This is a genomic window from Mesorhizobium sp. M7A.F.Ca.US.007.01.2.1 (assembly GCF_003998165.1).
In the GTDB taxonomy this organism is placed as follows: Bacteria; Pseudomonadota; Alphaproteobacteria; order Rhizobiales; family Rhizobiaceae; genus Mesorhizobium; species Mesorhizobium ciceri.
Map to the genome: position 1 here is coordinate 1 of NZ_RZQP01000026.1, position 23,237 is coordinate 23,237.

The following is a 23,237-nucleotide window of genomic DNA, read 5'->3' on the forward strand; positions in this document are numbered from 1 at the left end:
GGTGAAGGCGGTGAAGACGGTCGTCAGGATGCCGATGGCATAGGTGATGGCAAAGCCCTTCACCGGACCGGTACCGAGATAGAACAGGACCACGGTGGCGATCAGCGAGGTGATGTTGGAATCGACGATGGTCGCCAGCGCCTTGGTGAAACCGGTATCGATCGCCTGGATGACCGAGCGGCCGGCGCGCCGCTCCTCGCGGATGCGTTCGTAGATCAGCACGTTGGAATCGACCGCCATGCCGATGGTCAGCACGATACCGGCGATGCCAGGCAAGGTCAGCGTCGCGCCAAGCAGCGAGAGCACGCCGACGATCATCGCCACGTGCACCGCCAGCGCGATGTTGGCGAGGAAGCCGAGGAAGCCGTAGGCGACGAACATGAAGGCAACGACGAGGATAGAACCGATGATGCCAGCAACCTTGCCGGCATGGATCGAATCCTGGCCAAGGCCCGGACCAACGGTACGCTCCTCGATGACGGTTAGCGTCGCCGGCAGCGCGCCGGCGCGCAGCAGCACGGCGAGATCGTTGGCGCTCTGGGCGGTGAAATTGCCGGAGATCTGGCCGGTGCCGCCGAGGATCGGCTCGCGGATCTGCGGCGCCGAAATCACCTGGTTGTCGAGGATGATGGCGAACAGCTTGCCGACATTTTGCGCCGTGGCCTGGCCGAAGCGCGCCGCCCCTTTCGAATCGAAGCGGAACGACACCACCGGCTCGTTGTTCTGCGAATTGTAGGTCGCCTGCGCATCGACGAGGTTTTCCCCCGAAACGATGACGCGGTTCTCGATCAGATAGGGGACGGGCGGATCGTCCTGCGAATACAGGACCGACGAACCGGCGGGCGGACGGCCATTGAGCGCGTCCTGCACCGGCATCGACTGGTCGACCATCTGGAAGGTCAGCTTGGCGGTCTGGCCGAGGATTTCCTTCAGCCTTTGCGGGTCCTGAAGACCCGGCACCTGGACAAGGATACGGTCGTCGCCCTGCCGCTGCACGATGGGTTCGGTCGTGCCGAGTTCGTTGACGCGGCGTTCGACCACCTCGATCGACTGCGTCAGCGCGGTCGACGTGCGGTATTTGATGCCGGCATCGGTGACGTTGAACTTGAGCAGGCCGGGCTCGGAATCGTCGAGCGTCATTTCCTGCACGGAACCGCCGGTGAACAGGCCGGCGGCGACCGGATCGGTCAGCGTCTTCAGCGCCGTCTTGGCGGCATCGATCTGGGCGGGATCGGTAATGCGAACCTGCAGGGTCCGCCCGGTGCCGGCAAGGCCGGTATAGCCAATCTTGGCGTCGCGCAACAGCGTGCGGATTTCGTCGCGTGTCGTCTCCAGCCGGTCCTTGATCAGATCGTTCTGGTTCATTTCCAGCAAGATGTGCGAACCACCCTGCAGGTCGAGGCCGAGCGTCATCTGCCGCTTCGGCACCCAGTTGGGCAGCTGCGCCAGCGTGCTGGCGGAGAACAGGTTGGGCGCGGCGAGGATCACCGTGATGGCCACGGCCACCCAGATCAGGATCATCTTGAAGCGCGAGAAATACAGCATATGGCGTCGTCCGTCAGAGCGTGTCCGCGGATCGCTCCGCCTAAAATTGGATTATTTCTTGGCGTTCTGGTTGGCCACCGGCTCGCCCTTGACGCGCACATCGGCGATCGTCGAACGCAGCGCGGTCACCTTGGTGCCGCCGCCAAGGTCGATCTCGAGCTCGTTGTCGTCGATCACCTTGGTCACCTTGCCGACGAAGCCGCCGCCGGTAACGACCGTGTCGCCGCGACGGACCGCGGCCAGCATCTCGCCGCGCTTCTTCAGCTGCGTGCGCTGCGGCCGGATGATCAGAAAATACATGATCACGAAAATCAGGACAAACGGCAAAATGCTGATGAACATGTCGGGAGAAGCGCCGACGCCTTGGGCGTATGCCGGTGTCACGAACATCGAGGTACTCCTGAATTTTGAAAACAGCCGCCAATCTGGCGGCCCCTTGAAATTTGGCCGGAATATAGTCGGTAAAGTTGTCAATGCAACTGCGCGGCCGGCCAAATCGGCTGCTTTTCCGGCCTGTTGAGCCGTGTTAGAGCATGATCGCGAAAAGATCACGCTCGAACAAAAGGTTGCAACCGGTTTTGTATCAGGCGGAATCGGGCAGCTTCACGCCCCAAGACATCAAAAACGCGAAAACAAAAGACAGACATGACCGACAGCAGCATTGAGGCCCTGAACCAGAAACTCGACCGGCTGATCGAAGCAGTGAGCCGCCTCGCTCCGCCGCCGGTGCCTCAAACCGACCTCCGCGAGGCCGATTGCTTCGTTTGGCAGGCCGATCCGGGCTATCTGGAACCGGTGCACAGGGTTAACCGCGTCGACATCGGACTGATCCGTGGCGTCGACCGTGTCCGCGACATCCTTGTCGACAACACCGAGCGCTTCGCTGCCGGCTACCCGGCCAACAATGTGTTGTTGTGGGGCGCGCGCGGCATGGGCAAATCGTCGCTGGTCAAGGCCGTGCATGCGGAAATCAACGCCAAGGCCAGGTCCGACCTGCCGTTGAAGCTGATCGAGATCCACCGCGAGGACATCGACACGCTGCCGAAGCTGATGGGTCTGCTGAAGGCGGCGCCCTTCCGCTTCATCCTGTTTTGCGACGACCTCTCCTTCGACCATGACGACACCTCCTACAAATCGCTCAAGGCAGCGCTCGAAGGCGGCGTCGAGGGCCGTCCAGCCAATGTCATCTTCTACGCCACCTCGAACCGCCGGCATCTGTTGCCCCGCGACATGATCGACAATGAACGCTCGACCGCGATCAACCCGTCGGAGGCAGTCGAGGAAAAAGTGTCGCTGTCCGACCGGTTCGGGCTGTGGCTCGGCTTCCACAAATGTTCGCAGGAAGAGTATCTCGACATGATCGACGGCTATGTCCGGCACCATGGGCTGACAATCGATCCCGACACGCTGCGCGCCGAAGCACTGGAATGGGCGACCACCCGCGGCAGCCGCTCGGGCCGCGTCGCCTGGCAGTTCACCCAGGATTTGGCTGGCCGGCTCGGCAAACCGCTGAAGGACTGATGCGTTGGATAGCGTCGCCAACGCCATCCGATGACAAGATCATTTGGGCGGCTGCGACCGCCGCAAATCACGCGGCGTTTGGCCGATCTCACGCCGCATCCAATGCGCCAGATGTGACTGGTGTGCGAAGCCCGTCAATTCCGCCACTTCGCTTGTGCTGAGATCGCCTTGCTGCAGCAGGACGCGTGCGCGTTCGACGCGACGCCGTAGCACGTAGCGGTGCAGGGTGAAGCCCGTCGCCGCCTTGAACCATGTCCGCAAGTGCGAACTGCTGGCGCCGGCAACCCGGCTCAGTCGATGGATCGACAGGGGTTCGTGCAGCGCAACCTCGATATGCTCCAGCACGCGCTTGAGCTGAGTATCCGACAATCGGCTCGCGCGATCGATATCAGGTTCATCGAGGCCAAGCAGCCTCACAGCGAGCGCGGCGCCGATGCTGTCGACAAACAACGACCCACTCGGCGAACTCGCATTGAGATCGCTCTCCAGTGCTCGCGCGAGGTGTTCGATGCGCTGGTCACGAAGCAGGTGACGTGTGCCGAGCGGCAATGCGCGCGCCTTGCCGCCAAGTTCGGCTGCCACCCTTTCCATCAAGGCCGGTTGTAAGGCGATCTCGATCGTGTCGAACGGGGTCTCAGCCTCGAACCCACCCTCCTGACCGGCGGGCACCAGGTCGATATGGCCGGCGCGCCTGACGAAATATCGTCCAACCTCATGGCAGTAGGAGCGCGTCGCGGCACTTGCATGCACCATGATGCGATGGTGTGGCGCCCGGAGCAGACGATGGACCCCGGCTTCGACATGCCGGGAGGCCAATGTTACGTCGGACGGGGATCGGGCCGGGGCGACTTGCGAGAGCATGCTTTCTCGATTCATGGCAAAACCTGTTCAAGACTTGGCAATTCCCGCGCGATTTTCAATGCCGTGGCTATGTACCTACGCCTCTCCATAAAACTTGGATGAGAGGTTATGCCATGAGTTTCTATGTTGTTGTGGGAGCAGGCCCGGTCGGTCGCGAGACCGCGCGGCTTCTGGGCGAAGAAGGCCATGATGTTGTCTTGACGAGCCGGAGTGTCGGTTCGAACGCGCTGCAAAACGTCCGGACCGTGCAGTCCGACGCCACCAATGCCGCGGAACTGGCGCGTATCAGCCGAAACGCCGACGCGATCTTCATGTGCGCCATGGCCGCCTATCACCGCTGGCCGACCGACTTCTTCCCAATCATCGACGGCACCGTGCGGGCTGCCGAAGCGGTCGGCGCGAAGCTTGTGGTGCTCGGAAATCTCTATGGCTATGGCAAAGATGCCGAAAGCCCGCTTCACTCCGACCTGTCTCTGGATCCGACTTCGAAGAAAGGAACCGCCCGGACGATCATGTGGCAGCGGGCGGTCCGTGCGGACGTGCCGGCCGTCGAAGTGCGGTCCAGCGATTATCTTGGACATGGCGCGATCAGCTCTTTCTCACTGGTCGCGCTGCCCTCCATACTCGAGGGGAAACCGACGGCTTTCATTGGCGACCTCGACGCAACTCACGCCTGGTCCTTCACGAAGGACGTGGCCAGGACACTGGTCGCTGCCTCGCGCTACACGGGCGAATGGGGACGGGCGTTCCATGTTCCATCGCAACACGCCCCATCCCGGGAACTCATCCGGGCGACCGCGGCAATGCTTCACCGTGAAATTCCAGAAACACGCTCCTATTCCATCTCCGAAGTGGAAGCATTGGGCATGCATGAGCTTATCGAGATGAGCTATCTCTTCGACAAACCCTTGCTGGTCGATTCCTCCGACGCGGAGACGCTTCTCGGCGTCAAGGCCAGCAGCCTTGGCGTCATGATCGCCGACACTCTGCGCGACCATCTTTGAAGCTTGAAGACTGGCGCGTCGCACCGGAACTGAAAAAGCCCGCTCCTTTCGGAACGGGCTGAGCCGGCGGGCCGGACTGGAGGTCAGACGGCCCGCAAATTGCTTTTTTTCTTCTATTCGAAACAGCCCCGACTATTCGAGATAACCGGAGGGATCGACTGGCGCCGAATTCTTGCGCACTTCGAAGTGCAGCTTCGGCGAGTCCGTCGTGCCGCTCATGCCCGACAGCGCGATCTCCTGGCCGCGCTTGACCTTCTGGCCGCGCTGCACCTCGATCGAGCTGGCATGGCCGTAGACGGTGACCAGGCCGTTCTCGTGGCGCACCAGCACCGTGTTGCCGAATTCCTTGAGGCCGTCGCCGGCATAGATGACGACACCGTTCTCGGCCGCCTTGACCGGTGTGCCCGTCGGCACGGCGATATCGACGCCGTCCTTGCCCGAGCCGAAACCGGAAATCACGCGGCCGCGCACCGGCCAGCGCATCTTGCCGATGCCGGTGGCATCAGGCGCGACGGCATCGTCGGCCTCGGCCTGCTGGATGACCTTCGAATCCTTTTTCGGCGGCGTGTAGGACGCCAGCGTTTCAGACGGCGTGGTCTTTGCCGCGGGCTGCGTGGTGGCCGTCGTCACCGGATCGACCTTGGCCGGCTTGGCAGCGGCGACGGTCGCGGTTCCGCCGGCCGGCACCTTCAGGGTCTGGCCGATCTTGAGCAGTCCGTCCTTCATCCCGTTGGCCTGCTTTAGGGCAACGACGCCGACGCCGGTCTTCCTGGCAATCGAAGACATCGTGTCGCCCGACTGGACCGTGTAGGTCCCAGCAGCGCCGGTCGTCTTGGCAACCTGCGGCTTGGGCTCCTTGGGCTGGTTTGCTGCGGCCGACGCGTCGACCTGAGCGGCGGACTTGCCTTCCTTAGGCTTCGGCTGCTGCGGCAGAACGGCGACCTTGTCCGGCGCAGTGGCCGGCAGGTTGTGCTTGCCGTCTTTCGCCGGCTTGGCATCCGCGACCTTCGCCTCGCTCTTGCTGGAATAGGCATAGGCCGGGATGACCAGCTTCTGGCCGGTCTTTAGCCCCTTGGTCGCGCTCAGCCCGTTGACCTTCATGATCACGTCGGACGGCACCTTGTAGCGCTGCGCCAGGCCGCCGATCGTTTCGCCGTCCCTGACGACGATCTCGGTTGCATGCGGAGTGCCGGAAGCAGCCACGCGGGGTTCGTCAGGTTGCGAAACCTTGAAAGGCGACGCCGCCGGAGCGACGGTGCCGGTCGTGGTCCTGTCGACATGCGGTGCCGGGGCCAATGCGGTGCGCACCGGCTTCGATGCCGGCGCCTGCTGCGCTTGGGCAACGGGCGGCGGCAGCGGCCGCGTCGAGACCGGCTCGAGGCTGGAGCGGCTGACCGATTGTGTATGGCTGCCATCGATCGGAGCGGCGGCGACATCGCCCGGATAGGGCTGCTGTACGGCATCCTGCTTGTTGATGATGGCGCGCTGATTGTTGGTCGAGGATGTAAAGACGTCGTCGACGCCATTGAACCGCGAAACCTGGGAACTGCACCCCGCAGCAGCACCCGCGACCATCAGAATGGCGCAGCCTCGCGCCAGATTGCGACCGTTTGTCTTCAAAACACTGAGTTGCATCGCACTAACCCGCACATACCCGGTACAAACTAGGCATGATTAAAGCGCGTTAATGTTACTCGACGGTTAACCTCATGGAATCCGACGCAATTTTTCTTAAAATATTAGAGAGCGAGCCGTGCGAAGATTTCGGGTCAGGCCAGCCGGGGTCGAAGACGGGCGCACGACGCGGCCGAACATCGACATCCGCGCTAGATAATAGCGGCAACACCGCGCAGGATCGGCTGCAGGCGAACGAGGCCGATGTCTTCGCGCTCGAAGCGGCTGCCGACCTTGGTCAGCTTGGCCAGCACCTGTTCGCCCTCTTCGGGGCCGATCGGAGCGATGACGATACCGCCGCTCGACAACTGGTCGAGCAGGAAACGCGGCAGGCTGTCGAAGGCAGCCCAGGCGACGATGCGGTCAAATGGCCCTTCATTCGGCAGCCCGCCGGAACCATCGGCGTGGCGCACGATCACATTGCCGATGCCGAGCGCCTCGAAGCGCTGCCGCGCCTGCTCGGCGAGCGTCTTGTAGCGATCGGTGGTGATGACCCGAGCGGCCAGCCGCGACATCACCGCCGAGGTGTAGCCCGAGCCGGTGCCGATCTCGAGCACGCGGTTGCCCTGCTCGATGGTGAGTGCGGCGATCACCGCCGCCTGCATGTCGGCGCCTTCGATCGCCTCGCCGCATTCGATCGGCAGCATGCGGTCCGACCAGGCGATCTGATGGAACTGGGCCGCCAGGAAGCCGCGCCGCGGCGTCGCCTCGAAGGCCGCGATCAGCGCCTTCGGCACAGTCCCCCGGCCGCGCAGACGCAGCAGAAAGGCGGCAAAACCTTCGCGGTCGTCGATCGGGAGGCCCTGGTTCATGCGAGCGCCTTGCTCAGTTGGTCACGGATTTCATGGGCGGTAAGGTCGAGCTGCAGCGGCGTCACCGACACCAGCCGGTTGCGCAAGGCGTAGAGGTCGGTGCCTTGCTTGCCTTCGACCGGCTCGCGGCCGAAACGCAGCCAGTAGTAAGGCAGGCCGCGCCCGTCACGGCGCTCGTCGACCCACAGGGAGTGCACGAGCTTGCCCTGCGAGGTGACCACCGTGCCTGCGACTTCCTCGGGCGTGCAGTTGGGAAAATTGACGTTGAGCAGCACGCCGTCCGGCAATGGCGTCGCGACAAGTTTCTTCAGCAGCGCCGGCGCCAGCGCCTCCGTCGTCTCGTAGGGCACGACGCGATCTTCGCCGACATAGCTGTACCCCTGGCTGAGCGCGATCGAGCGAATGCCGAGCAGCGCGCCCTCCATGGCGCCGGCGACGGTGCCGGAATAGGTGACATCGTCGGCGATGTTGGCGCCCGAATTGATGCCGGACAGGATCAGGTCGGGTGCGCCAGGCAGGATCTTCTTGACGCCCATGATGACGCAATCGGTCGGCGTGCCGCGCACGGCAAAATGCTTCTCGCCAATCTTGCGCAGCCGCAGCGGCTCCGAGATCGACAGCGAATGCGCATAGCCGGACTGGTCCTGCTCGGGCGCCACCACCCAGACATCGTCGGACAGCGTACGTGCGACGCGTTCGAGCGACGCCAGGCCCTCGGCATGAATGCCGTCGTCATTGGTCAGGAGGATACGCATTATTTCGCTTCGATCTTTTCCAGACCGCCCATGTAAGGCCGCAGCACTTCAGGAATGGTTACGCTGCCATCCTCGTTCTGGTAGTTTTCGATGACGGCGATGAGCGCGCGGCCGACGGCTGTGCCCGAGCCGTTGAGCGTGTGGACGAAGCGGTTGCCCTTGCCGTCCTTGTCCTTGTAGCGGGCGTCCATGCGGCGTGCCTGGAAATCGCCGCACACCGAGCAGGACGAGATTTCGCGATAGGCGTTCTGGCCGGGCAGCCAGACCTCGATGTCATAGGTCTTGCGTGCGCCAAAACCCATGTCGCCGGTGCACAGCGTCATGGTGCGGAACGGCAGGCCGAGCCGTTTCAGCACTTCCTCGGCGCATTGCGTCATCCGCTCATGCTCGGCAAGTGACGATTCCTGATCGGTGATCGACACCAGCTCGACCTTGTAGAACTGATGCTGGCGCAGCATGCCGCGCGTGTCGCGCCCGGCCGAACCCGCTTCCGAACGGAAGCACGGCGTCAGCGCGGTGTAGCGCAGCGGCAGTTTTTCATGCGCGGTGATCTCTTCCCGCACCAGGTTGGTGAGCGGGACTTCGGCGGTGGGGATCAGGCCAAGCCTGCCCTCCCCGTGCGGCGTGAAGAACAGATCTTCCTCGAACTTCGGCAATTGGTTGGTGCCGAACAAAACATTATCCTTGACCATCAACGGCGGGATCACTTCTTCGTAGCCGTGTTCGGTCGTATGCAGGTCCAGCATGAACTGGCCGAGCGCGCGCTCCATCCGCGCCAGTCCGCTTTTCAGCACCGTAAAGCGCGAGCCCGACAGCTTTGCCGCGCGCTCGAAATCCATCATGCCGAGCGCTTCGCCGATCTCAAAGTGCTCCTTCACCCAGTTCGGCCGCGTCGGTACCTTGCCGACGATGTGCTTGACGACATTGTCGTGCTCGTCCTTGCCGACAGGCACGTCGTCGAACGGTACGTTGGGCAGCACCGCCAGCGCATCGTTCAGCGCCTTGTCGAGCTCGCGTTCGCGCGCCTCGCCGTTCTGGATGAAGACCTTGATCTCGCCGACTTCGGCTTTCAGCGTCTCGGCCAGGGCGGCATCGCCCGAACGCATGGCGTTGCCGATCTCCTTCGACGCGGCATTGCGGCGCTCCTGCTTGGTCTGTAGCTCGGTAACGTGTTCGCGCCGCGCCTCGTCCGAGGCGATCAGCCCGCCGACCGTGGACTGCGCCTCGTCAGCCGACCACGAGCGCTTCACCAGCGCCTCGACAAGGGCCTTCGGGTTGTCGCGAATCCATTTGATGTCAAGCATGGTTTGAACGCTCCGGGGTAGCATGTCGCCCAAAGTGCGCAGCGGTTTGGGACAACGACATGCTTCAAACAAAAGTGAAACGCATCGCTTTCAGTGCGATGCGTTTCAGCCAGAGGGCGTAAACCGCATCCTCGATCGATGCAAGATGGGGCATGGGGAACGCAAGCATGCGATCACGCTTTGACGCGCTTTCGGCTGAGGGCGGAGGAGAGCCTGAAATGAAAAACCCGCCTCTACGGCGGGTCGCTGGCGCAAGTCGGCACCATACCGAGAATCATAGCATAGCTGCCCTCACCAGGTCAAGAAAAAATTCCTATCGAGGCTGGCCAGACGCGGCGGCGCCGTTCAGGTGGAGGACGCGTCCGCCGGCTTCTTCTCGGCGACCTCTTCCGCCGCGTCCTGCTTCTCGCGTGCCACGCGCTGCTTTTCCTGATCGCGCTCGATCAGCCGGGCAGCCCAGATGGAGACCTCGTACAGAAGGATGGTCGGAATGGCGAGGCCGATCTGGCTCATCGGATCGGGCGGCGTCAGCACCGCCGCGACGACGAAGGCGATGACGATCGCCCATTTGCGCTTCTCGGCCAGCCCCTTGGACGACAGCATGCCGACGCGTGTCATCAGGCTGGTCACCACCGGCAGTTGGAACACCAGGCCGAAGGAGAAGATCAGCGTCATGATCAGGCTGAGATATTCCGACACCTTTGGCAGCAGCGAAATCTGCACCTGATCGTCGGTGCCGGCCTGCTGCATGGCGAGGAAGAACCACATCACCATCGGCGTGAAGAAGAAATAGACCAGCGACGCACCCATCAGGAACAGGATTGGCGACGCGATCAGGAACGGCAGGAAGGCGTTGCGCTCGTTCTTGAAGAGGCCGGGCGCGATGAATTTGTAGATCTGCGTGGCGATCAGCGGAAAGGCGATCACCATGCCGCCGAACATGGCGAGCTTGACCTGCGTGAAGAAGAATTCCTGCGGCGCCGTGTAGATCAGCTCGACCTTGTGCGGATCGAGGCCTGCCCACTGCGTCGCCCATTTGAACGGGACGACCAGAAGGTTGAACAGCTTCTTGGCGAAGAAGAAACAGACCAGGAAGGCAACGAAGAAACCGCCCAGCGACCAGATCAGCCGCCGGCGCAGCTCGATCAGATGCTCCATCAGCGGCGCCGACGATTTCTCGATCTCGTCCTTTTCGGTGTCCGAAACGCTCACTTGGCGGCTCCAGCCGTCTTCTTGGCCGCCGGCTTCTTGGCCGCAGCAGGTTTCGGTTCGATTTTCGCCCCCGTCTTGGTCGCTACGGTCTTGGACGCGATCACCTTGGCCGCAGCGGGCGTCTTGGCCCTGGGCGTTTCAGGCATTGCCGCCGTCACCGGCTTCGCTGGCACCTTGGGCGCAGGCGTGGCCTTAGCGGTGACCGTTTTTGCAGGAGCTTTAGCGCCATTTGCCGAAGCCTTTATAGCCGGCGTCGCCCTTGACGGTGCAGGCTTGGCTGCCTTCTTCGCCGTGGACGCCTTCGGCGCCACGACGGGTGTCGTCGGCACCGATGACGTCACCACCGATTCGTCGGTCATCGCCGGGAAAATCGGCGCTGCCGGCGCTGCTTCCGGTCCGTTGACGCCGGGCATGGTCGTTGCACCGTTCTTCAGCGGCTCGGCCGCCTGCGGGGTCGAAGCGGCTGGCGTTGCCGGATCGGCTGCCGGCTTCGGCTTCATCGCCGCGTCGACGCCGGAGCGAACGTCGGCCGCGGCCTGTTCGAACGGATTGAGCTGCTTCCTGATCTCGGCCATCGGGCTCATGCCCCTGAGCTCGTCGACGGACTTCTTGACGTCGTCGAGCTCGGCTTCCTTCAGCGCCTCGTTGAACTGTTTCTGGAAATCGGATGCCATGGCGCGCAGCTTCGCCGTCGTGCGGCCGAAGGTGCGCAGCATATTGGGCAAATCCTTGGGCCCGACGACCACGATCATGACGATCGCGATGACCAGCATTTCGGTCCAGCCGACTTCAAACATGACACTCTGTTCCGACTAGAACCTTTGGGCTCAGCTCTTGCTGGCCTTTTCCTTCGCGGCCGCAACGGTCTCGTCGGCACGATGTTCGACGGTGCGCTTGTCTTCGGCAACGTCGTCGTCGGCCATGCCCTTCTTGAAGCTCTTGATGCCCTTGGCCATGTCGCCCATCAGCTCGGGAATCTTGCCGCGGCCGAACACCAAAAGCACGATCACCAGCACGATCATCCAGTGCCAAATCGAAAATGAACCCATAGCAAATCTCTCTCGAATGTTTTCCCTGGCGATGATCTATGCGTTTTCGCGTTGGGATTCAAACACAACTGCGACAGAGTTTATGAAAGGGTGGCGGATGTCACGCATTTTCGACGTGGCGGCCCCGCTACGAATCCGCGCATCCTCGACAGATCGGCCGCCAACGCCAGTCAATCTTCCGTGACGCGCGGCGTCAGCAGGCCGAGTTCCTCGAGATCGATATCGGTCAGCGCATCCTCGTCGTCGGTCAATGCATCGGGATCGGCCGGCGGCTGCGGAATGGAGAAATTCGACGGCATGCGGCCCGAAAGCAGGCCGGCCCCCTTCAGTTCCTCCATGCCGGGAAGATCGCGGATCTCTTCCAGCGCGAAATGGTCGAGGAAGGTCTCCGTGGTGCCGTAGGTGACCGGGCGTCCGGGTGTCTTTCGCCGACCGCGCATGCGCACCCATTCCGTTTCCAGCAGCGTGTCGAGCGTGCCTTTCGAGGTTTCGACGCCGCGGATGTCCTCGATCTCGGCACGCGTCACCGGCTGGTGATAGGCGATGATCGCCAGCACTTCGAGGGCCGCGCGGGAGAGCTTCCTTTGCTGGACGGTATCCCTGCTCATCAGGAAAGCCAGGTCGCCGGCGGTGCGGAACGCCCAGGCATCGCCGACACGCACCAGATTGACGCCGCGTCGCGCATAGATCTGCTGCAGTTCGGCCATGGCCAGGGCGATGTTGATGCCGTCCGGCAGGCGTGCCGCAAGCTGCTTTTCGCTGACGGGTTCGGCGCTGGCGAACACGATCGCCTCGGCCATGCGCACAGCCTCGGCCAGATGCAGTCGCTCGGCCGGGTTTTGTAGCTGCTGCTCGGCCGGATCCTGGGAAAGCGGGCCCTCTTCGGGTTCATCGCCGACTTTGAACGGGACAACCGAAGCGTTGGCGCGTTCGCTCATGATGCCACCTCGACTGCCTTGATTGTCTGCGTTCGGCCGCGCAGGTAGATCGGCGCGAACGTCTGATCCTGCCGCACATCCATCTTGCCTTCGCGCACCAGTTCCAGCGTGGCAGCGAACGAGCTCGCGATCGCCGTGCGCCGCTCCTCGGGACTGGTCATGTACGCGATCAGAAAACTCTCCATCGTCGTCCAGTCGCTCACGGCTCCCACAAGGCGGGTCAGGATGTCGCGCGCGTCCTTGAGCGACCAGACACCGCGCCTGGCGATGGTCACATTGTTGATCGCCTGCTTCTGGCGCTGCTGGGCATAGGCGGTCAAGAGATCGTAGAGCGAGGCAGAATAGGCGTTGCGCTTTTCGATGATGACCATTTCCGGCATGCCGCGCGCGAACACGTCGCGGCCGAGCCGGTTGCGGTTGACCAGACGCGCCGAGGCGTCGCGCATGGCTTCCAGCCGCTTCAGTCGGAACTGCAGCACCGCCGCCAGTTCCTCGCCGCTTTCGCCCTCGTCGCCTGGCTGCTTGGGGATCAGGAGCTTGGACTTGAGGAAGGCCAGCCATGCCGCCATCACCAGATAGTCGGCGGCAAGCTCCAGCCTGAGCGCCCTCGCCGTCTCGACAAAGGTCAGATATTGCTCGACCAGCGCCAGGATCGAAATGCGCGCCAGATCGACTTTCTGGGTGCGGGCAAGATGCAGCAGAAGATCGAGCGGACCTTCGAAGCCGGCCACGTCGACGACCAGCGACGGGTCGCCGGTGACGCGTGAATCGTCATTTTCGGCCCACAGACGGTCCATCGGTGCGGCCTTCGCGGCCTTGCTTTCCAATGTCTCCGCCACTGCCTGTCACTTTCCCTTGCTATGCCACCGCATCGAAGTAGGTGGCGAATTCGGCGCGTATTTCGGTTTCTTCGACCGTGTCACGGTCCTTTATATAGGTCAGCGCCCGCTTGGCGCGCTCCAGCGACGTGCCCTCAAGCCCAGTGGTGCGCGATGCGATGCCGGCCATCTCCTCGAAAACGCCGTTGCAGTGAAGGACCAGATCGCAGCCCGCCGCAAGGATCGAGGCCGCCTTTGTCGGGAAATCCCCAGAAAGTGCCTTCATCGATGTGTCGTCGCTCATCAGCAGTCCGTCGAAGCCGATTTCGCGCCGGATGATCTCGTCGATGACCTTGCCGGAGGTGGTCGCCGGATTGTTAGGGTCGATCGCGCTGTAGACGACATGCGCAGTCATCGCCATCGGCAGATGGCTAAGCTCCTTGAACGGGGCGAAATCATGCCGCTGCAGATCACTGAGCGAGGCATTGACCACTGGCAGTTCAAAATGCGTGTCGGCAAAGGCACGTCCATGGCCCGGAATATGCTTCATGACCGGCAGCACGCCGCCCGATATCAGCCCTTCCGCGGCTGCGCGGCCGAGCTCGATCACGGGTCGCGGGTCCTTGCCGTAGGCACGCGCGCCGATGACATCGCTGGCGCCTTCGATCGGCACGTCGAGCACCGGCAGGCAATCGGCTGTGATGCCGTAGCGTAACAGATCGAAAGCATGCAGCCGCGCCATCAGCCAGGCCGCGCGGGCGCCGGCATCATGATCGTCGCGCCACAGCGCGCCCAGCGCGCCGCCGGCGGGATAATTCGGCGCCAGCGGCGGCCGCAAGCGCTGCACACGGCCGCCTTCCTGATCGATGAACACCAGCGCGTCCGGACGCCCTATGCAGTCTCGCATCTCGGCGACCAGATCGCGGATCTGTTCGGTCTCGCCGATGTTGCGCGCAAACAGGATGAAGGCCCACGGGCATTCATTGCGATAGAAATTGATTTCTTCGCGGGTGAGCGATTTCCCGGCGCAGCCGAGGATCATGGATTTTGATTCGGTCATGTCGGCAGTTTAGGGCTTTGTGCGATCAAAGGGAATCGCCAGGGATTCATCCACGGCAACGCCGGATATGCTTTCCCCATGAAAAAAGCCGGCGCGGTGACCGCGCCGGCTTTCAATCGGTTGGCTCCGGCTTTAGCGCGAGACGAAGCAGTTGCCGCCGGCGGCCTTGTAGCTGGTGCACAAATTGATCGCGTCATTGCGTGACTGGGCCGGAACGCGCACGCGGTAGAACGTGCCTTTGCCGGCGATCTCGGCCTTGACGATGTTGGCGGTACGCCCGGCAAGCACGCTGCCATAGCGGCGCTGCAGATCCTGATAGCTGGACTGGGCGCTTTCGACGGTCGGCTGCGAGGCGATCTGCATCGACCACGAGCCACCGCCGGCCGCGGTCGATGCCGGATCGATGGACGCAACCTGATCGGGCTTGACCTCGCCGACGACATCGACCGGCTGGTCGGACGGACGCTGCGGCGCGAGCGGAACCTTTGCCGGCGTGTTGGCCGATTGGGCCTTGGCCTCGGCCTTCGGCTTGGCCACCGGCTTGAGGGCCGGCTCGTCGTCCGCCTGGGCGGCGGCAGGCGCCACGGTACCGGTCTGGTCGGCATCGGCTTGCGCCGCCGGGGCGACATGCTGCGGCGCCGGATCGACCGGCTCGGTAGCGGCCACTTGCGGAGCGGCGGGCGCCGCCGGATCTTCACGCGGCACCAGCGAACCGTCCGACTTGACCACCATGGTCCTCACCTTGCGCGGTGCAATGGCGACGACATCGGCATTTGTGCCCTTGTCTGCATCCTGCAGCACCTGCGCGATGCGGTCCTCGGACTTGGGAGTTGGCGCCGTATTGTCGGCCAAAGCGGCGCCGGCCATCGGCGCGGCGTTGCCGACATCGGTTCCAGCGCCGGCTGCATTCTGGTCCGGCGAAAGATCGATGGCGCGGGCCGGGTCCTTCGCCTGCACGTCCACCGGCTCTTCGGTGTTGGTGACCAGCTTTTCCTGGACCGGCTCGGCGGGCTTGGCGCCCCTGACCGCGTCGTAGACCTTGTTGTCCTGGTTGGGCACCACGGCGCCGCCCGGATTCTCCGGCTTGACCTTGATCGGCGCGTTGTCGGCCTTGACGATGACGGGCGCTTCGCTGCCGCCCTTGCCGCCAAAGGACAGCGCAAAGGCACCGAGACCGCCCGCGACCGCGACCGCGCCGACAATCGCGGCGATGAACAGGCCGCGTCCGCGCGACGGCCTTGCGGCCTCACGCTCGCCGAGACCCGGAACAGCCATCTCCTCGTCGAGTTCGGGATCGTAGTCGAGTTCATCGACGGTGAAATCATCGGCTTGGGAAGCCGGCTGGCTCCCCGGCAGGTTGTCGAGGTCGTAGCCCGAGGCGTCGGCATAACCCGTAGGCGGCGCCGCGCGGGCAGACATTTCCATCGGCCGCGCCGCATAGGTTCGCGCTTCCGGCTCATAGCCCGACTTGATCCCCTCATAGCCCGGCTTGACCCCGTCATAGCCCGGCTTGAGGCTGTCATAGCCCGGCTTGAAGCCCGCGGCATAGGAGCCATCATCGTAAGATGCGCCGGCCGCGTTGCCTGTGGGAGCGGCAGCGACCTCCACCGCGTTCATCTCGGAGAGAAGGCTGGAGAACTCGGCATCGAGATCGTCATAGCCAGGCGACGCCGGCTGGTCTTCCTCGAAGTGCAGTTCGGGGATATCGAGATCGTCCGCCAGCGCCACGACACGCTCGGGCACATCGACCGTCTCGACATCGGGCATGTCTTCGTAACGCGCCGGCTGGCGCGATTGCGGCGCCGATACTGGTGCAGCGGGAGCCAAGGTTTCGACCGGCTCGGACGAACCATAGGACGTCGTGGCGGCGACTGCCGGCGCTGCGGCCATGGATGATGCCACCGAAGCGGCCGGCTGAGCGCTAAACGTAGGCTGCGTGCTGAATGACGGCTGCTGCGGAACCGGCGTCACGCGGCTCCACGAACGCGTCGGCTCTGTCGGTTGGGAACGCTCCGCAAGCCAATCGAAAGAATCCGCCGAATTGTCCCGGGGAGCGGCTTCGTCACGCGGATCAAGGCCCTGGGCCAAAGCCGCGTCCAACGCATCATCGTCGAAATCGACATCGCCAATGGTGTCCGAGTTCGGATCCTGGAGTTCATCAAGCATAAGATCGTCAATATCCGCGTCGGCCGCTTGGGCCGTGCCAACATGTCGATTCTGCTCAGGCGTGGTTTCGTCAAGATCCCAGTCGAGGTCGCCGACAAGGTCGGCCGGTTCCTCGGCAGGCTGGGCAACAGGCGGCGGGGCAGCGACAGCCGGCTGAGCCGTGACAGGCTCGCTGGCCGCCGGCGCCGTGCGGGAAGTCATGGCGCCCAGCAGCGCATTCAACTCGTCTTCCAGGCTCCGTTCGTCCGCAATCGGGGCGTGCACCGCCGGCGCGACATTGGCTTCTGGCGCCGCCGGCTGGACCATAGCGGCAGCAACTTCGGCGACCGGCTCTTCGACCGTTTCGGCGAACGAATCTTCAAAGTTCAGGTCGAAGGCATCGTCCGACAGGCCTTCAGGGCTGGAAATCTCGCTTGTTGAGTCCGCAGCATCGGCAAGCACTTCATGCGCTTCCGGCTCGTCGAAGGCGATCGGCTCATCCGCGCGAACGTCGAAATCCATGTCGACATCGGCCATGGCATCGTCGAGGCCAGCAAAGCTCTCGTCGGAGATTGCCTGGCCGTCAAGCGCCGCCGCCTGCTCCGGCATGGCATGCTCGACGGGATCGGCGGCCATGAATGACTGTTCCGCCGCCGAATGGTCGTCGAGCATCAGCTCGTCTTCAAGCGACATTGCCACCGCATCGTCGAACTCGTCATCGGAGGCAACCGGCTCGACAGAAGCGGGCGTATCGGCAACGCTGTACAGGGCCTCTTCGGCTTCCTCATCGATCCGAAGGTCCTGGTCGAGCGAGGCGGCAAGCTCGTCCGCCATCGACTGATCGTCCTCGAAGGGGGACACGTCCTCGAGCGAACCGGCGACGGCATCGCCAATGTCGGACGCGAAAGCGGGCTCGACGGACGGCACGGCTTCAGCGGCGACCGCATGGCTGGCGCCGGCGACGTGGTCGTCGATCTCAGCCATGTCCAGTTCGAAATCGTCGTCGAGCGACACCGAAAGCTCGTCGTCCATCGCGCTGGCGTCAGCCGCTTCGAATGCCGGCTCATGCACGAAAGTCGGCTCATAAGCCTGGACAACCGGAGCGGCGTCGCTGTCGTCAGCGCCGAACTCGCCCATCATTTCTTTCTCGAGATCGATATCGAAATCGCCCTCTTCGAGCCCGCGATCGGCGGCTGGGGCCTGCGGCTGGGCGGGCGATTGCGGCCTGACCGGCTGGCGCGGGTCGAATCCCATGATCCTGGTCAGTTCCGCGAACGGATCATCCTCAGCGATGTCGTTGTTGTCGGCTACTCTCAGCTGGGTTCTGTCTGCCATTATTGTTCCCGAACTCGCACTCATTCGGACGCCATGGACGTCGCGTAGGGTTGGCCCTTACCAGCGCAATGTGGGCAAAAGGTGACAGGTTATTTAGTCAAACCTAACGCATTTCAGTGGGCGCGGCGGCCCCGATCAACGTCAGGCCGGACGTCAAAACGTCCGAAACAGCCTGCACCAGCCCTAGTCTGGCATGCGTCAATTGTCGGTCGTTAACCTTAACAAAACGTAAGTCCGGATTATCCGTGCCACGGTTCCAGTGCCCGTGGAAGCTGGAAGCCAGATCATAGAGGTAAAATGCCAGCCGATGCGGCTCGAGCGCAAGGGCGGCGGACTCGATCAGCCGCGGGTATTCGGCAAGCTTGCGGATCAGGCCGATCTCGCCCTCGTCGGTCAGCAATGCCGCGGCCGACGCCAGGCTGTTGCGGTCGAAATTGGCTTCGCCCAGTTGCTCGCTCGCCTGCCGGAACACCGAATGACAGCGCGCCGAGGCGTACTGGACATAGAACACCGGATTGTCCTTGGACTGCTCGGTCACCTTGGCGAAATCGAAATCCAGCGGCGCATCGTTCTTGCGATAGAGCATCATGAAGCGGATCGCGTCGCGGCCCACCTCCTCCACCACTTCGCGCAGCGTCACGAAATCGCCAGACCGCTTCGACATGCGCACCGGTTCGCCCTCGCGAAACAGCTTGACCAGATTGCACAGCAGCACGGTGAGCTTGACCTCTTCGCCGGCAATCGCCCGCGCCAGAGCCTCCAGCCGCTTGACGTAGCCGCCATGGTCGGCGCCGAGCACATAGATCAGGTCGACGAAGCCGCGATCGACCTTGTCCTTGAGATAGGCAACGTCGGCGGCGAAATAGGTGAATGAGCCGTCCGACTTGACCAGCGCCCGGTCCATGTCGTCGCCGACCGCGGTCGAGCGGAACAGCGTCTGCTCGCGGTCCTCCCAATCGTCGGGTTTCTCGCCCTTGGGCGGCGGCAGCTTGCCCTTGTAGATATGGCCCTTCAGCGTCAGATCGTTGATCGCGGAGCGGATCTTCCTGGCATTGTCGGCGTGCAGCGTGCGCTCGGAGAAGAACACGTCGTGATGCACGTTGAGCATCGCCAGGTCCTCGCGGATCATCGCCATCATCGCATCGATGGTGCGATCCTTGACGATGGCGAGCGCCTCGTCATCGGGCATCTGCAGCAGCGAGCGGCCGAATTCCGCGACCAGCGCCTGACCAACTGGCACCAGGTAATCGCCCGGATAAAGCCCGGCCGGAATCTCGCCGATGTCGTCACCCAGCGCTTCGCGGTAACGCAGGAATGCGGAACGGCCGAGCACGTCGATCTGCGAGCCGGCGTCGTTGATGACGTATTCCTTGGTCACGTCGTAACCGGCGAAGGCCATCAGATTGGCAAGTGCATCGCCGACGACAGCACCCCGGCAATGGCCGACATGCATCGGTCCGGTCGGATTGGCCGAGACATATTCGACATTGGTCTTCCTGCCGCCGCCAACCATCGAGCGGCCATAGTTGCGGCCCTCGCCGAGCAGTGCGGTCAGATGTGTCTGCCAGAAGCCGTCCTTCAGCCTGAGATTGACGAAACCGGGGCCGGCCACCTCTGTTGCCGCGACATCCTTGTCGTCGCGCAGCGCCTGCGCCAGTCTTTCGGCCAGCGCGCGCGGGTTCTGGCCGGTCGGCTTGGCCAGCACCATTGCCGCATTGGTCGCCAGGTCGCCATGGCTGGCGTCGCGCGGCGGCTCAACGGCAATGCGCGACAGGTCAGGCGAAATGCCGTCTTTGTCTTTCAGATCAAGCGCTTCGACGGCTTTTATGATTCGCGCGGTGAAATCGGCGAAGATGTTCATTTGTGTGACTCTGGGGTCTGGCTCTGGCGGCTTTGCAGCGAATCCGGCTCGTTGGCCGGCAAAATCGAGCCCGCCCTAGCCCAATTCAGGCGTATGGTCAAACAAACGCCGGTGTTCCTTGAGCGCGTAGGTGTCGGTCATACCCGCCAGGAAGTCGGCGACGCTGCGCGCCTTGATGCGATCATCGGCCCGATCCAGCCCCTCGCGCCAGCCATCCGGCATGGCGCGCGGATCGGCGAAATAGGCGTCGAACAGATCCTTGACGATCTGCTCGGCATCCGCGCGCACCCTCATAACCTCCGCGTGCCGGTAGAGGTGCTTGTACAGAAAGGCCTTCAGTTCCTTCTCCAGGGCAGCCATTTCGGCCGAGAAAACCACCATCGTCTCGCCAGCTGCCCTCACTGCATCGGCGCTCCGCGGCCTGATGCGATCGAGATTGGCGGTCGTCGACCTGATCACGTCCTCGACCATGGCCGTTATCTGCCGCCGCATCAGTTCGTGGCCGGTGCGCACGGCATCGAGGGAGGGATAGCGTTCGCGCACGCCTTTCAGGATCGTTCCCGGCAGCGAAACCGTCTCCAGCATGTCCAGCGTCAAGAGTCCTGCCCTCAACCCGTCGTCGATGTCATGCGTGTTGTAGGCGATATCGTCGGCGATCGCCGCGCATTGCGCCTCGATGCCGGCGAACCGGTCGAGTTCGAGATCGTGCAGTTGCGAATAATCACGGATCGCCTGTGGCACCGGCCCTTTCAGACCCTTGCCGTTGGCATCCGTCAGCGGCCCATTGTGCTTGACCAGGCCTTCCAGCGTTTCCCAGGTCAGGTTGAGCCCGTCGAATTCGGCGTAGCGCGCCTCCAGCCTTGTCACGATGCGCAGCGATTGGGCGTTGTGGTCGAAGCCGCCCCAGGCGGCCATCTTCTCGTTGAGCGCGTCCTCGCCGGTGTGGCCGAAGGGCGTGTGGCCGAAATCATGCACCAGCGCCACCGCCTCGGCCAGATCCTCGTCGCCGCGCAGCGCCCGTGCCAGGGCGCGCGCTATCTGCGCCACTTCGATCGAATGGGTCAGCCGGGTGCGATAGTGGTCGCCTTCATGGGCGATGAAGACCTGCGTCTTGTGCTTCAGCCGCCGGAAGGCCGTCGAATGGATGATGCGGTCACGGTCCCGCTGGAATGGCGTGCGGGTCGGGCTCTCCACCTCGTCGAACAGCCGCCCGCGCGAGTTTGCCGGATCGCAGGCATAGGCGGCGCGTGGCCGATAGCCGAATCCGATGTCGCCCAACTCACTGGTCATGGCTGATGCTGCCGCGTTTGACTTAGCCAGGTTGACTTGGCCCCTCGCGCTTCATACCTATCATGTGAAACCGAAAGCAAGGTGACGCCCATGGGCGCTGATGCCAAGACTGCCATGAAAGTCGATATGACCGAGGCCGCCGCCAAGCGGATCGCCAGGATTGTCTCGAACGAAGCCGGCAAGACGGCGCTGCGCGTTTCGGTCGAAGGCGGCGGCTGCTCGGGCTTTTCCTACAAGTTCGATCTGGTCGATACGCGCAACGACGACGACGTAGCCATCGAGAAGGACGGAGCCACGGTGCTGATCGACGATTTGTCGCTGGTCTATATGGGCGGATCTGTGATCGATTTCGTCGACGATCTGATGGGCCAGTCGTTCCAGATCCGCAATCCGAACGCCGTCGCCTCCTGCGGCTGCGGCACGAGTTTCTCCATATAGAATGCCTGCCATCGGTGCGGTCCGTCAGATCGCGCTGTCGGCTGGCCGTGACCTCGACGTGACGCTGGCTTTCTGGCGCGACGTGCTGGGCATGGCTGTCCATGCACGCTTCGATCCGCCGGGCATCGCCTTCATCATGGCCGGAGAAATCAGGCTGCTGTTCACCGACGGCGTACCGGCCGGAACCGTCTATCTCGACATATCGGGCCTTGATCAGTTCCATGCCTCGGCTGCTGCCGCCGGCGTGCCTTTCACCGCGCCGCCAACGCTTGTCCATCGCGACACGGACGGCCAGTTCGGTCCAGCGGGGGAAAGCGAATGGATGGCCTTCCTAAAGGACCCGGCTGGCAATACGATCGGCCTCGTCGAACGCCATCCGCCGCAAGAGCCCAACTGAACAGCACGAGACCGCCATGAAAATCGTCACCTGGAACATCAACGGTGTCCGCGCCCGCATCGGCAACCTCACCCATTGGCTGACCGAGAGCGCACCCGACATCGTCTGCCTGCAGGAGATCAAGACGGTCGACGAGCAGTTCCCGCGCGCCGAGATCGAGGCGCTTGGCTACAATGTCGAAACCCATGGCCAAAAGGGTTTCAACGGCGTCGCGCTGTTGTCGAAGCTGCGCTTCGACGAGGTGATCAGGGGCCTGCCCGGCGACGATGCCGATGAACAGGCGCGTTTCATCGAAGGCGTTTTCTCAACCGACAAGGGCGCCTTGCGTGTCGCCTCGCTCTATCTGCCGAACGGCAATCCGATCGATGACGAGAAGAAGTTTCCTTACAAGCTGTCCTGGATGGCGCGGCTTGAGCGCTGGGCCGAAGAACGGCTGAGACTTGAGGAGGCTCTGGTGCTCGCCGGCGACTACAACGTCATTCCCGAGCCGATCGACGCGCGGTTTCCGGAGAATTGGCTGGGCGACGCCCTGTTCCAGCCGCAGACGCGACAGGCCTTCCGTCGGCTGCTCAATCTTGGTTTCACCGAGGCGGTGCGCGCGGTCACCGACGCGCGCGACACCTATACGTTCTGGGACTATCAGGCCGGCGCCTGGCAGAAGAACAACGGCATCCGTATCGACCACCTGCTTTTGTCGCCGGAAGCCGCCAACCGATTCTCATCGGCCTCTATCGAAAAGCATGTGCGCGCTTGGGAAAAACCATCCGACCATGTCCCGGTGGCGATCGATCTCGCGCTTCAGCCGGCTTGAGAGAACCCTCGCCGGGCCCGTCTGCGCTGAACCCTCATATCGCCACATTTCGCGCCGTTCATTGCAGACCAGCATGGCGGCTGGGGTTCCATGAGCGCACGATTTCATCTTTGTCCCATTGGCCTGGCATTTGCCATGGCCGTTCCTGGTACGGCATTTGCCGACCAGGAATGCCTGGCCAATGGAAAATCCTACCAGATCGGTCAGGTCGCCTGCCTGACGGTGGCCGAGCAGAGCCATCTGGCCCGCTGCGATATGGTGCTCAACAACACCTCGTGGACGAAGATCGGGGATAGCTGCCCGGAAAACACGCTGGCGCCACACCCCCATGTCACGCCGATCTCGACGCCGGCGCCCAGCATGGTGCCGACGGAGCCGATCGCGAACTGAGCCAATCTCCCGCTTCG

22 protein-coding genes are annotated in these 23,237 nt (G+C 63.1%); 6 read left to right on the forward strand and 16 right to left on the reverse strand.

The genetic code is table 11. The annotated features are described in order from the left end of the window. Window positions 1–1,545, reverse strand: a 1,545-nt coding sequence (gene secD / locus EN949_RS07425) for a protein translocase subunit SecD (RefSeq protein ID WP_127371662.1), incomplete at its 3' end; no start/stop codon positions are given. A 51-nt stretch (window positions 1,546–1,596) separates the two neighbouring features. Then, window positions 1,597–1,935 carry a preprotein translocase subunit YajC gene (gene yajC, locus EN949_RS07430; RefSeq protein WP_008876289.1) on the reverse strand — a complete coding sequence of 113 codons (339 nt, stop codon included), beginning with the start codon at window positions 1,933–1,935 and terminating at the stop codon, window positions 1,597–1,599. Between the two features lie 255 nt (window positions 1,936–2,190). Between yajC and EN949_RS07435 the strand changes: the two genes are divergently transcribed. Continuing rightward, complete coding sequence (locus EN949_RS07435) at window positions 2,191–3,066, forward strand: ATP-binding protein (protein ID WP_127367235.1); 876 nt, start codon at window positions 2,191–2,193, stop codon at window positions 3,064–3,066. A gap of 39 nt (window positions 3,067–3,105) precedes the next feature. On the opposite strand, the gene EN949_RS07440 is transcribed toward EN949_RS07435, so the two are convergent. Continuing rightward, complete coding sequence (locus EN949_RS07440; protein WP_027160425.1) at window positions 3,106–3,942, reverse strand: helix-turn-helix domain-containing protein; 837 nt, start codon at window positions 3,940–3,942, stop codon at window positions 3,106–3,108. Window positions 3,943–4,040: 98 nt separating this feature from the next. Here EN949_RS07440 and EN949_RS07445 point away from each other — a divergent pair, with 98 nt between their 5' ends. Beyond that, window positions 4,041–4,931 carry an NAD-dependent epimerase/dehydratase family protein gene (locus tag EN949_RS07445; RefSeq protein WP_127367305.1) on the forward strand — a complete coding sequence of 297 codons (891 nt, stop codon included), beginning with the start codon at window positions 4,041–4,043 and terminating at the stop codon, window positions 4,929–4,931. 132 nt (window positions 4,932–5,063) lie between these two features. On the opposite strand, the gene EN949_RS07450 is transcribed toward EN949_RS07445, so the two are convergent. The 13 genes from EN949_RS07450 to EN949_RS07510 all read right to left on the reverse strand — a co-directional run bounded on the left by EN949_RS07450 (window position 5,064) and on the right by EN949_RS07510 (window position 21,184). Next, entirely contained in the window at window positions 5,064–6,566 is a 1,503-nt protein-coding gene (locus tag EN949_RS07450) for a peptidoglycan DD-metalloendopeptidase family protein (protein WP_127367304.1), read from the reverse strand. Window positions 6,567–6,757: 191 nt separating this feature from the next. Next, complete coding sequence (locus EN949_RS07455) at window positions 6,758–7,417, reverse strand: protein-L-isoaspartate(D-aspartate) O-methyltransferase (protein ID WP_027160428.1); 660 nt, start codon at window positions 7,415–7,417, stop codon at window positions 6,758–6,760. Further along, a complete protein-coding gene (surE, locus tag EN949_RS07460; RefSeq protein WP_024503850.1) occupies window positions 7,414–8,172 on the reverse strand; it encodes a 5'/3'-nucleotidase SurE in 759 nt (252 codons plus the stop codon). The genes EN949_RS07455 and surE overlap by 4 nt, the downstream gene beginning before the upstream one ends. Beyond that, window positions 8,172–9,476, reverse strand: a complete 1,305-nt coding sequence (gene serS, locus EN949_RS07465) for a serine--tRNA ligase (protein ID WP_127367245.1) — start codon at window positions 9,474–9,476, stop codon at window positions 8,172–8,174. The genes surE and serS overlap by 1 nt, the downstream gene beginning before the upstream one ends. A 345-nt stretch (window positions 9,477–9,821) precedes the next feature. After that, the gene (gene tatC / locus EN949_RS07470; protein WP_127371663.1) at window positions 9,822–10,688 is read right to left on the reverse strand and encodes a twin-arginine translocase subunit TatC; all 867 of its coding nucleotides are present in this window, start codon (window positions 10,686–10,688) and stop codon (window positions 9,822–9,824) included. Continuing rightward, window positions 10,685–11,485, reverse strand: coding sequence for a Sec-independent protein translocase protein TatB (gene tatB / locus EN949_RS07475; RefSeq protein ID WP_063168118.1), 801 nt, complete (start codon window positions 11,483–11,485; stop codon window positions 10,685–10,687). Before tatB ends, tatC begins: the two co-directional genes overlap by 4 nt. Window positions 11,486–11,515: 30 nt before the next feature. Continuing rightward, complete coding sequence (locus EN949_RS07480) at window positions 11,516–11,737, reverse strand: twin-arginine translocase TatA/TatE family subunit (protein WP_013531295.1); 222 nt, start codon at window positions 11,735–11,737, stop codon at window positions 11,516–11,518. A 170-nt stretch (window positions 11,738–11,907) separates the two neighbouring features. Next, the gene (scpB, locus tag EN949_RS07485) at window positions 11,908–12,675 is read right to left on the reverse strand and encodes an SMC-Scp complex subunit ScpB (RefSeq protein ID WP_013531294.1); all 768 of its coding nucleotides are present in this window, start codon (window positions 12,673–12,675) and stop codon (window positions 11,908–11,910) included. After that, on the reverse strand, window positions 12,672–13,472 hold the full coding sequence (locus EN949_RS07490; RefSeq protein ID WP_013531293.1) for a ScpA family protein: 801 nt from the start codon (window positions 13,470–13,472) through the stop codon (window positions 12,672–12,674). The genes scpB and EN949_RS07490 overlap by 4 nt, the downstream gene beginning before the upstream one ends. A 61-nt stretch (window positions 13,473–13,533) precedes the next feature. Beyond that, the gene (gene nagZ, locus EN949_RS07495) at window positions 13,534–14,553 is read right to left on the reverse strand and encodes a beta-N-acetylhexosaminidase (RefSeq protein WP_013531292.1); all 1,020 of its coding nucleotides are present in this window, start codon (window positions 14,551–14,553) and stop codon (window positions 13,534–13,536) included. 132 nt (window positions 14,554–14,685) lie between these two features. Next, a complete protein-coding gene (locus EN949_RS07500) occupies window positions 14,686–18,033 on the reverse strand; it encodes an SPOR domain-containing protein (RefSeq protein ID WP_127366069.1) in 3,348 nt (1,115 codons plus the stop codon). Between the two features lie 103 nt (window positions 18,034–18,136). After that, window positions 18,137–19,894, reverse strand: a complete 1,758-nt coding sequence (argS, locus tag EN949_RS07505) for an arginine--tRNA ligase (protein WP_064993663.1) — start codon at window positions 19,892–19,894, stop codon at window positions 18,137–18,139. A gap of 75 nt (window positions 19,895–19,969) precedes the next feature. Continuing rightward, window positions 19,970–21,184, reverse strand: coding sequence for a deoxyguanosinetriphosphate triphosphohydrolase (locus tag EN949_RS07510; protein ID WP_127371664.1), 1,215 nt, complete (start codon window positions 21,182–21,184; stop codon window positions 19,970–19,972). A 90-nt stretch (window positions 21,185–21,274) separates the two neighbouring features. Here EN949_RS07510 and erpA point away from each other — a divergent pair, with 90 nt between their 5' ends. The 4 genes from erpA (at window position 21,275) to EN949_RS07530 (ending at window position 23,220) form a co-directional block, all read left to right on the forward strand. Continuing rightward, window positions 21,275–21,622, forward strand: coding sequence for an iron-sulfur cluster insertion protein ErpA (gene erpA / locus EN949_RS07515; RefSeq protein WP_013531288.1), 348 nt, complete (start codon window positions 21,275–21,277; stop codon window positions 21,620–21,622). A gap of 1 nt (window position 21,623) precedes the next feature. After that, on the forward strand, window positions 21,624–22,019 hold the full coding sequence (locus EN949_RS07520; protein ID WP_013531287.1) for a VOC family protein: 396 nt from the start codon (window positions 21,624–21,626) through the stop codon (window positions 22,017–22,019). A 16-nt stretch (window positions 22,020–22,035) separates the two neighbouring features. Continuing rightward, complete coding sequence (gene xth, locus EN949_RS07525) at window positions 22,036–22,830, forward strand: exodeoxyribonuclease III (protein WP_013531286.1); 795 nt, start codon at window positions 22,036–22,038, stop codon at window positions 22,828–22,830. Between the two features lie 135 nt (window positions 22,831–22,965). Further along, window positions 22,966–23,220 (forward strand): hypothetical protein, encoded by a 255-nt coding sequence (locus tag EN949_RS07530; protein ID WP_244506831.1) that lies wholly within the window; start codon window positions 22,966–22,968, stop codon window positions 23,218–23,220. Window positions 23,221–23,237 lie beyond the last annotated feature (17 nt).

Coding starts and splice junctions, on each gene's coding strand:
- EN949_RS07520 (WP_013531287.1), top strand. CDS start 21,624: ATGCCTGCCATCGGTGCGGTCCGTCAGATCGCGCTGTCGGCTGGCCGT.
- erpA (WP_013531288.1), top strand. CDS start 21,275: ATGGGCGCTGATGCCAAGACTGCCATGAAAGTCGATATGACCGAGGCC.
- EN949_RS07480 (WP_013531295.1), bottom strand. CDS start 11,737: ATGGGTTCATTTTCGATTTGGCACTGGATGATCGTGCTGGTGATCGTG.
- serS (WP_127367245.1), bottom strand. CDS start 9,476: ATGCTTGACATCAAATGGATTCGCGACAACCCGAAGGCCCTTGTCGAG.
- EN949_RS07510 (WP_127371664.1), bottom strand. CDS start 21,184: ATGACCAGTGAGTTGGGCGACATCGGATTCGGCTATCGGCCACGCGCC.
- surE (WP_024503850.1), bottom strand. CDS start 8,172: ATGCGTATCCTCCTGACCAATGACGACGGCATTCATGCCGAGGGCCTG.
- scpB (WP_013531294.1), bottom strand. CDS start 12,675: ATGAGCGAACGCGCCAACGCTTCGGTTGTCCCGTTCAAAGTCGGCGAT.
- EN949_RS07445 (WP_127367305.1), top strand. CDS start 4,041: ATGAGTTTCTATGTTGTTGTGGGAGCAGGCCCGGTCGGTCGCGAGACC.
- EN949_RS07530 (WP_244506831.1), top strand. CDS start 22,966: ATGGCCGTTCCTGGTACGGCATTTGCCGACCAGGAATGCCTGGCCAAT.
- EN949_RS07440 (WP_027160425.1), bottom strand. CDS start 3,942: ATGAATCGAGAAAGCATGCTCTCGCAAGTCGCCCCGGCCCGATCCCCG.
- nagZ (WP_013531292.1), bottom strand. CDS start 14,553: ATGACCGAATCAAAATCCATGATCCTCGGCTGCGCCGGGAAATCGCTC.
- xth (WP_013531286.1), top strand. CDS start 22,036: ATGAAAATCGTCACCTGGAACATCAACGGTGTCCGCGCCCGCATCGGC.
- yajC (WP_008876289.1), bottom strand. CDS start 1,935: ATGTTCGTGACACCGGCATACGCCCAAGGCGTCGGCGCTTCTCCCGAC.
- EN949_RS07450 (WP_127367304.1), bottom strand. CDS start 6,566: ATGCAACTCAGTGTTTTGAAGACAAACGGTCGCAATCTGGCGCGAGGC.
- EN949_RS07500 (WP_127366069.1), bottom strand. CDS start 18,033: ATGGCAGACAGAACCCAGCTGAGAGTAGCCGACAACAACGACATCGCT.
- EN949_RS07435 (WP_127367235.1), top strand. CDS start 2,191: ATGACCGACAGCAGCATTGAGGCCCTGAACCAGAAACTCGACCGGCTG.
- argS (WP_064993663.1), bottom strand. CDS start 19,894: ATGAACATCTTCGCCGATTTCACCGCGCGAATCATAAAAGCCGTCGAA.
- EN949_RS07455 (WP_027160428.1), bottom strand. CDS start 7,417: ATGAACCAGGGCCTCCCGATCGACGACCGCGAAGGTTTTGCCGCCTTT.
- tatB (WP_063168118.1), bottom strand. CDS start 11,485: ATGTTTGAAGTCGGCTGGACCGAAATGCTGGTCATCGCGATCGTCATG.
- EN949_RS07490 (WP_013531293.1), bottom strand. CDS start 13,472: ATGGACCGTCTGTGGGCCGAAAATGACGATTCACGCGTCACCGGCGAC.